Source organism: Halioglobus sp. HI00S01, assembly GCF_001635445.1.
Classification (GTDB): domain Bacteria; phylum Pseudomonadota; class Gammaproteobacteria; order Pseudomonadales; family Halieaceae; genus Halioglobus; species Halioglobus japonicus.
On sequence record NZ_LWEE01000059.1, the window covers coordinates 22,144 to 29,177 of the forward strand.

8 protein-coding genes are annotated in these 7,034 nt (G+C 58.0%); 3 read left to right on the plus strand and 5 right to left on the minus strand.

Annotated features, from left to right (window positions below):
* Nucleotides 1-37: 37 nt before the first annotated feature.
* From bfr (A3709_RS10295) to A3709_RS10310, 4 genes are all read right to left on the minus strand, one after another.
* The gene (gene bfr, locus A3709_RS10295; RefSeq protein WP_066054048.1) at nt 38-508 is read right to left on the minus strand and encodes a bacterioferritin; all 471 of its coding nucleotides are present in this window, start codon (nt 506-508) and stop codon (nt 38-40) included.
* A 13-nt stretch (nt 509-521) separates the two neighbouring features.
* Nucleotides 522-995 (minus strand): bacterioferritin, encoded by a 474-nt coding sequence (bfr, locus tag A3709_RS10300; RefSeq protein WP_066054051.1) that lies wholly within the window; start codon nt 993-995, stop codon nt 522-524.
* A gap of 151 nt (nt 996-1,146) precedes the next feature.
* The gene (locus A3709_RS10305; protein ID WP_066054053.1) at nt 1,147-1,692 is read right to left on the minus strand and encodes a hypothetical protein; all 546 of its coding nucleotides are present in this window, start codon (nt 1,690-1,692) and stop codon (nt 1,147-1,149) included.
* Complete coding sequence (locus tag A3709_RS10310) at nt 1,689-3,101, minus strand: MipA/OmpV family protein (protein ID WP_066054055.1); 1,413 nt, start codon at nt 3,099-3,101, stop codon at nt 1,689-1,691. Before A3709_RS10310 ends, A3709_RS10305 begins: the two co-directional genes overlap by 4 nt.
* Nucleotides 3,102-3,249: 148 nt before the next feature.
* Here A3709_RS10310 and A3709_RS10315 point away from each other — a divergent pair, with 148 nt between their 5' ends.
* Nucleotides 3,250-3,834 (plus strand): nuclear transport factor 2 family protein, encoded by a 585-nt coding sequence (locus tag A3709_RS10315; protein WP_082850057.1) that lies wholly within the window; start codon nt 3,250-3,252, stop codon nt 3,832-3,834.
* Nucleotides 3,835-3,900: 66 nt separating this feature from the next.
* Complete coding sequence (locus tag A3709_RS10320) at nt 3,901-5,568, plus strand: hypothetical protein (RefSeq protein ID WP_066054058.1); 1,668 nt, start codon at nt 3,901-3,903, stop codon at nt 5,566-5,568.
* Here the strand turns inward: A3709_RS10320 and A3709_RS10325 are convergent.
* A complete protein-coding gene (locus A3709_RS10325; RefSeq protein ID WP_066054060.1) occupies nt 5,565-6,680 on the minus strand; it encodes a SagB/ThcOx family dehydrogenase in 1,116 nt (371 codons plus the stop codon). The two genes, A3709_RS10320 and A3709_RS10325, sit on opposite strands and share 4 nt — an antisense overlap.
* Before the next feature lie 66 nt (nt 6,681-6,746).
* Between A3709_RS10325 and A3709_RS10330 the strand changes: the two genes are divergently transcribed.
* Nucleotides 6,747-7,034, plus strand: a 288-nt coding sequence (locus A3709_RS10330; protein WP_197484149.1) for a hypothetical protein, incomplete at its 3' end; no start/stop codon positions are given.

The window sequence follows — 7,034 nt, forward strand, 5'->3', positions numbered from 1 at the left end:
CGGGCGGCCTTGCTAAAGGCATTGCGCTACAGAGGACCTATCCCATCTGCGACTGCAGGTAATTCTGCAGCCCAACCTTTTCGATCAGGCCAAGTTGCTTCTCGAGCCACCAGGTGTGATCCACCTCGGTGTCTTCCAGCAGTTTCTCCAGAATTGTGCGGGTCTCGTAATCCTGCACTTCCTCACATAGCTTGATCGCGGTTTTCAGCGCAGCACCCACGCCGAACTCAACATCGAGATCGCTCTGCAACATGGCCGGCACGTCCTTACCGACGTTGATCGGCTCGCGCGTCACCATGTCAGGCGTCCCTTCGAGGAACAAGATGCGCTCTATCAGGGCCTTGGCATGAGACTTCTCGTCGTCGAACTCATGCGAAATCCGCTCGTAGAGTTTACTCAGACCCCAGTCGTCGTACATCTGCGAGTGAATGAAATACTGGTCCATGGCGGCCAGTTCGAACGAGAGCAGTTTGTTCAGCTCTACAATGACTTTATCGTTGCCTTGCATGATTCAATCTCCCTCAGTCGTCCGACATTTTTGCTTGCAGGTAATTGTGGATACCTGAGTTTTCAATCAGATATTGCTGTGCTTCGATCCAGTCGACGTGCCCTTCCTCATAGCCGAGGATGTCTTCCAGCACATCGCGGCTGACGTAGTCCTGGCTGTCTTCACAGAAAGCGATGGCTTCGCGCAGCAACGTGAGCTGCTCCATCTGGAAATCCATATCGCACTTGAACATCTCCTCGGTGTGCTCGCCAATCCGAATCTTTTCCAGGTGCTGCAGGTTGGGCAGGCCCTCGAGAAACAGAATGCGCTCAATGAGATCATCCGCCTGCTTCATATCCTTGATGGATTTTTTGTAGGCCTTCTCATTCAGCTCCTCCAGGCCCCAGTTGCGAAACATGCGGGCGTGCAGGAAATACTGGTTGATGGACGTCAGCTCCAGGGTAAGCACCCTGTTGAGGTAAGCGATGACCTCGGCATTGCCTTTCATAGTGATCTCCATATAACAAAACGCCGGCTCAAGAGCAGGCGGTCACGTGTGATGGAGAAAGTGTAGACCTGAATGACGGATACGTCAATTTTTCCTTATAAATCAATTGCTTGAGATTGACAATAAGAAAGATTCGCATTGCTTTTACGCTTTATGGCGTCGCTGCCTCCGACGACAGCGGAAAGTAATCGTAGCGCTGGGTGCCCACACTGGCCTCCAGTAACAAACCGCCCCTTACCTCGACAAACATAGCCACGTCCGGGTTGTATCCCGGTGTCACTGCCCTGCCCCAGGTGGCGGCAGCCGCATTGGCCTGGCCAGTAAACTCAAATCGGCCCCGTTTGAACTCATTCAACACGTCGGCGGTGCGAAAGAACAGAATCTTGCGATCAGACTGCACGCCAAGGTTCGGGCCAACAAAGGCCTCAACCATAAGCGCTCGCCCGGTCAGCTCGCCCCCCTCAATCAACCAGCCATTGCCAAAGGCGCCGCCGAACCCGCTGCCGGCTCGCCAGTTGCCGGGAAACACGGCGTAGGCCACTGCCTCGTCAAAAAACCGCGTCAGCTCTTCACGGGATTGAAAGGCTGTAATCGCCGCCTCGGTAGCGGCGGCGCGCTCCTCGTCGTAGACCACCGGCTGCGTAACGCATCCAGACAGGGCCAGTGCCAGTAGCCACATGCGCAAAGTCAATGTCATCGCTTGCACTCCAGGTGGCCGGTAAGTACGTCCGATCCACCATCAACATTGCCGAGGATATCCACCCTGGCGAAAATACCCGAGCGATGCACAATAGTGAGGCCGCTGTAACAGTCGCGCCACCAGCCGCGATCGCCAAACAGATTGCGCAACGGGAAATCCAGGGTCGCCTCGAGATAGTTCAGGAAATGGGAAGTGTTCTTGCCGCGCTTTTCCTGCTTGCGCTGCTCCACCGCGGGTATTTTGTCCGCATAGGAAAATCCGTAGCCGAAGCCGTAGCGAAATAGCTCACGATTAGTCCAGGGGGAATATCCGGTGCCCATGAGCATCAGATAGGGATTTATCTCCCAGAAGTCCTTCTGGTAATCCTTCTCAAGACGCTGATTCAGTGACACCCGCCCCCAGACATCCAGGCGCTTACCGTCCAGTGCGAGTTTGCTTAGCGTCAGCCCGGCCAGATAGGTCTCGACATTATCGTTCCGTTTGATGGCACCGCGGTGAACCGCATGGAAGGTATGCTCTGCGGTGTAACCAACGTTTACGCGCCAGCTCCACTCGCCGGCGCGCTCCGGGTCACGTCTGCCCGCCTGCTCATCCTCGATCAGATTGTCCCACTCATAGGCCAGGCCAATCATCGCACTGGTGGTGTAGTCATCGCCCACCAGCGGAGAATCCTGGACTTCGTCATCCAGCGCATCGACAGCGACATTGGCAAACAGCCGCAGGCGTTTCGACCAGCGATAGGTGGTGTTAACGCCTGCACGCCAGATTGTCGACGACCGCGGCTGGTAAACCGGCACGTCTTCGCGGGCCTCGGCGGGTGTCACACCGTAATAGTATTCGGTCAGGCTGCGATCCCAGTGCGCATAGCTGGCAAAGGGCGAAACCGTCCAGCGATCGCTGAACCAATTGTAACGATAAGTGAGATCGAACTCTTCACCATTGTGGTGATCGAGGGTGTTCTGCAACCAGGTAACGGTGACCTTACCCCAGTCACCGCGCACACTGGCGCGCAAGCCGCCATCCAGGCTTTGCTCACGCTCCTCCACGCCTTCATAGTAGTCATTGCGCTCGGGCTCCAGCCGGTCAAAGCGGTAGGCAATAAGCGCATCTGCACTGAATGTGCCATCGTCAAACAGGTGTACACCGGCCGTACTACCGTGCGCGAACAGGTATTTTCCCTCATAGTAATAAAACGGCAGGATATCGGAATTTTCTTCCGTTTCCTTGGAGGAAATGTCGTCGATATATCGGTAAGGGCTATCGCCGAAGCGCCAGCCAAAACCCAGGCCCAGGGTACCCGCGGAAATATCGCCGGTGGCGATTTCGGTCACGGGATTGGTCGCGTGCACAAGCACACATGCGACCGCCATCAATAGCGACAGCCCGAAACGAAAAACGCCTGACATGAATGTCTCCTGGAACCCCGGGCGTTATGCTAGCACCCCCAAACTCTGCGCTCCATCTGGTTGACTGTATCAAGGCTTTTGACCGCTAAAGACAACCAGCCAGCCCCCGGGCGCCGCTATACTCGGGGGCAACAACGGAGGACCCGCAATGAGCGACGAAAGACAACTGCTAAACAAAGATACCATGGGTATTGCCGATGGCATTCCGCTGGAGGCTTCCACCGGTGGTGTGGAAGAGCTGCGCAAGGACATCCAGCGGCTCATGGATATGGAGGCAATTCGTCAGCTCAAGCACGCCTATTTCCGCTGCGTTGATACCGCCAACCTGGATGAGCTTGCGAACTTGCTGCACCAGGATCTCGTGGTGGACTTCAAGGGGGGTAACTACCACTGGCAGTTCGACAACAGGGATGCCTATATTGACAGCATTGGCGGCGCATTCAGCAAGCAGGCCATTACCCAGCACCACGGCCACCACCCGGAAATCCAGATGCTGTCAGAGACCGAAGCCACTGGAATCTGGTACCTCGAAGACAAGTTCTGGGTGATGAACCTGGGCTTTTATACCACTGGCACGCTGCTCTACTGGGATCGCTATGTCAAAGAAGATGGGCGCTGGCAGATTCGCGAAACCCGGTACGAGCGACTCTATGAATTTGCAGAGCAGCTGGACGAACCGCCCGCTCCGTCTTCGCACTACCTCGGCACGCACGGCGGCGAGCCCCAATACTGAATTTGCCGCGTGACACATTGGCAACAATCTGGCTTATAATTTGATCAGATTTTCAGTTTCTCATCGATGATGTCATTTTTTTCACCGCGGGAGGGGCAGTCCCGCACCCTCACATTTGTGCTTCTGGTGCTACTTATGGTGGCACTCGGGCTATTGGTCGCGGATCGATTAACCCCCGCAGGCACGCTGGCTTCGATCTCCGCAGAAACATCCAGTAACGAAAGCAACGCCACCGAAGAGTCCATTGCCGTATTGCCCTTTGCGGCCCTGAGCAATGCCGAGGCAGACGCCTATTTCGGCGAGGGCCTGGCGGAAGAATTACTCAATTCCCTGGCAAAACTGCCACGCCTGCAGGTGGCCGCGCGCACGTCTGCCTTTGCCATCGCTGAGCAGGACCTGGATTTGCGGGAAATGGGTCGGCAGTTGGGGGTAAACCATGTACTGGAAGGGTCGCTGCGGCGCTCGGGAAATCGTCTGCGGGTGACCGCACAGTTGATTCGCGTCAGCGATGGCTTCCACCTGTGGTCGGAAACCTACGAAAACGAATCGGAGGATATTTTTCAGGTTCAGGATGAGATCGTCCGTCAAATTTCCCACGTATTGCAGATTCGGCTCGGCGTTGGCGGGGGCGAGGGCCGTGCCGCAGCCAATGAGGTTCACCCCCAGGCCTACGAAGACTATTTGAGCGGCCTCGACTACTGGTGGACTCGCGATCAGGCCGGGCACCGGCAGGCAGCCATTGAGAAGTTCATGATGGTGACTGAGCAGGACCAGGACTTTGCCGATGGCTGGGCGGCCTACGCCATGGCCCTGGCCCTGAGCAGCAGAAGCTTTGCGCCTCACTTCCCCGCGGGCACCTACATCGACTCCGTGGAAGACGCCTTTAACCGGGCATTGGAACTCGACCCGCGCAGCCACCGCGCCCTGGCGGCACTGGTGTACTGGCACACCAACCGCGCCATCGACATGCCCCGGGCTTACGAATACCTCAAGCGGGCCGAAGCCGCAGAAGTGTCCAATGGCTTCACCTATTACACCGCCTCTCAGTACTACTTTGCGGTAGGCGATGAAGCCCTCACCATGCGCTCCATCCGCCAGGCCTCACTGGCCGACCCGTTGAACCACACCTACAGCCGCCACGAATTTCTGTATGCGGCCGCATTCGGCGACTACCGCTACAAGGATCTGCTCCTGACGGAAGTGGCTTCCTGTACCGCATCCGACTGTAGCCCCAACCAGTGGGTTATCGCCTATAGCGCTGCTCTAGCAGCTTTGCATGCCGCAGATGAACAGGAGATTCAGCGCGCCCGCGACACCCTCATCGAGGTCTACGGTGCCCTCGGCTCCGCAGGCTTCGCCACCGCCCACCAGGAATACCTGATCGCTTACATGGACCGGGTACTGGGGCAGGATTCAGGTCAGGCATTCTGGGAGAAAGCGGACTTCTCAGATCGCGAGGTGAGCACCCTGTTCACGCTGGATGCCGCCATCCTCGCGCGCGTCGGACGACTCGATGAAGCCCTTGACCTGCTGGAACGGATTGCCGAGGGCGAGCGCTTCTTTGCCAACCGCAGCCTACCCTACGTGCTGTCAGAAGGCGGCCTCGAAATGCCTGAGGATATTCGCCGCCATCCGCGCTATCACGCGATCTGGGCGCGGCCCGGCATGCCGGCCATCGAGTTAGCCCGGCGCTCCAACGGCACCACGGCGGGACTACCCCTGCCTATTCTCTAGACCGACTCAACGCCCCGCGGTTCGAAGGGCGTAAACTGGGTGCGCTCAAACGCCTGCGGGTCGCCATGGCCGACAAACACCGCATATACCAGCGCCTGGCGAACCCTGTTCAAACCCAGCAACTGCCGCGCAACACTGTCGGATACCGCCCCGGTGGGCGCGGCATCGAGCCCGAGTTCGGTGGCAGCCAGCAACATATTCTGGGCGATATGCCCGGCCTCCATCAGCACAACGCGATACGCATTGGGATGGGGGTACTTCCAACTGCTGCGCTCGAAATTTGCGACGAGTAAAATGGCGAACGCTGCGGTCTCCGTCCAATCCTGCTGGGCGAATAGCGCCGTGGTATCCACCGCCAGATGCGGCGCGACCAGCCCCAGCGAGTGATCAAGCGCACTGTAGTGGTAAATACCGGGCTGCAGCCCTTCGACATTGCGCACATACACGTAGGCCTCGTAGGGATTGCGAGCCCCACCCGAAGGCGTCATCGTCAGTGGTAGATGCGGATCTTCACCGGGAATCTGGGTATCCAGAAATCCCGTCACGCCCATGCCAGCATAGAGACAATCTCGCAGTGCATTGGCAGTGACCGGCTCCGGGAGGAAAGTGCGCACACTGCGCCGCGCCTTCATTGTCGCGAGCAGGCCGCCTTCGACTTCAGGCAGGGCCATCGGCGCAACATGCTCGAGGCCTTCATTACTGGTGAACTGGGGAATTGCTGGCTGGGTGGCGGCGATATGATGCATCCACTGGGCCGATTGATCCTGGTCGAGCCACGGTGGATCCTGAATACCGAAATGGTACAGACCCGCCGTCGTATCCCAGGCCCAGGCAGCCTCATATTCCATGTCCAGTTGCGCGGCCTCGGTGTGCTCCATTACCAGCAGGCCGTGCTCTGTCATACCATGTAGATAGGCATCAACGGTTGCCGGGGGCGTGGCCGGATATAGCGCATGCAAACCCTGCGGCAACTGCCAATCGTCGGTGCGAGACAGCAACTCCAGCGTGAAGCCGTCTACCGGCATGGGCTGCTGATACATAAAGTTGCGCACCACTGGGCTTGCCCCGGCAAAAGTCACTACCAGGGATCTGGCCCTGCGAATACGTACCACCGATCAGGACTCCAGGGTCAGGGGCTGCCGTCAGCCGACGCCATAAACGGACTTGCCGGAGACGCCATGAACGGGCTCGCAGGCGATGCCATAAATGGACTAGCCGGAGACGCCATAAACGGACTCGCGGGCGACGCCATAAACGGACTTGCCGGAGACGCCATAAACGGGCTCGCAGGCGATGCCATAAATGGACTAGCCGGAGACGCCATAAACGGGCTCGCAGGCGATGCCATAAATGGACTAGCCGGAGACGCCATAAACGGACTCGCGGGCGACGCCATGAACGGGCTCGCAGGCGATGCCATAAATGGACTAGCCGGAGACGCCATAAACGGACTCGCGGGCGACGCC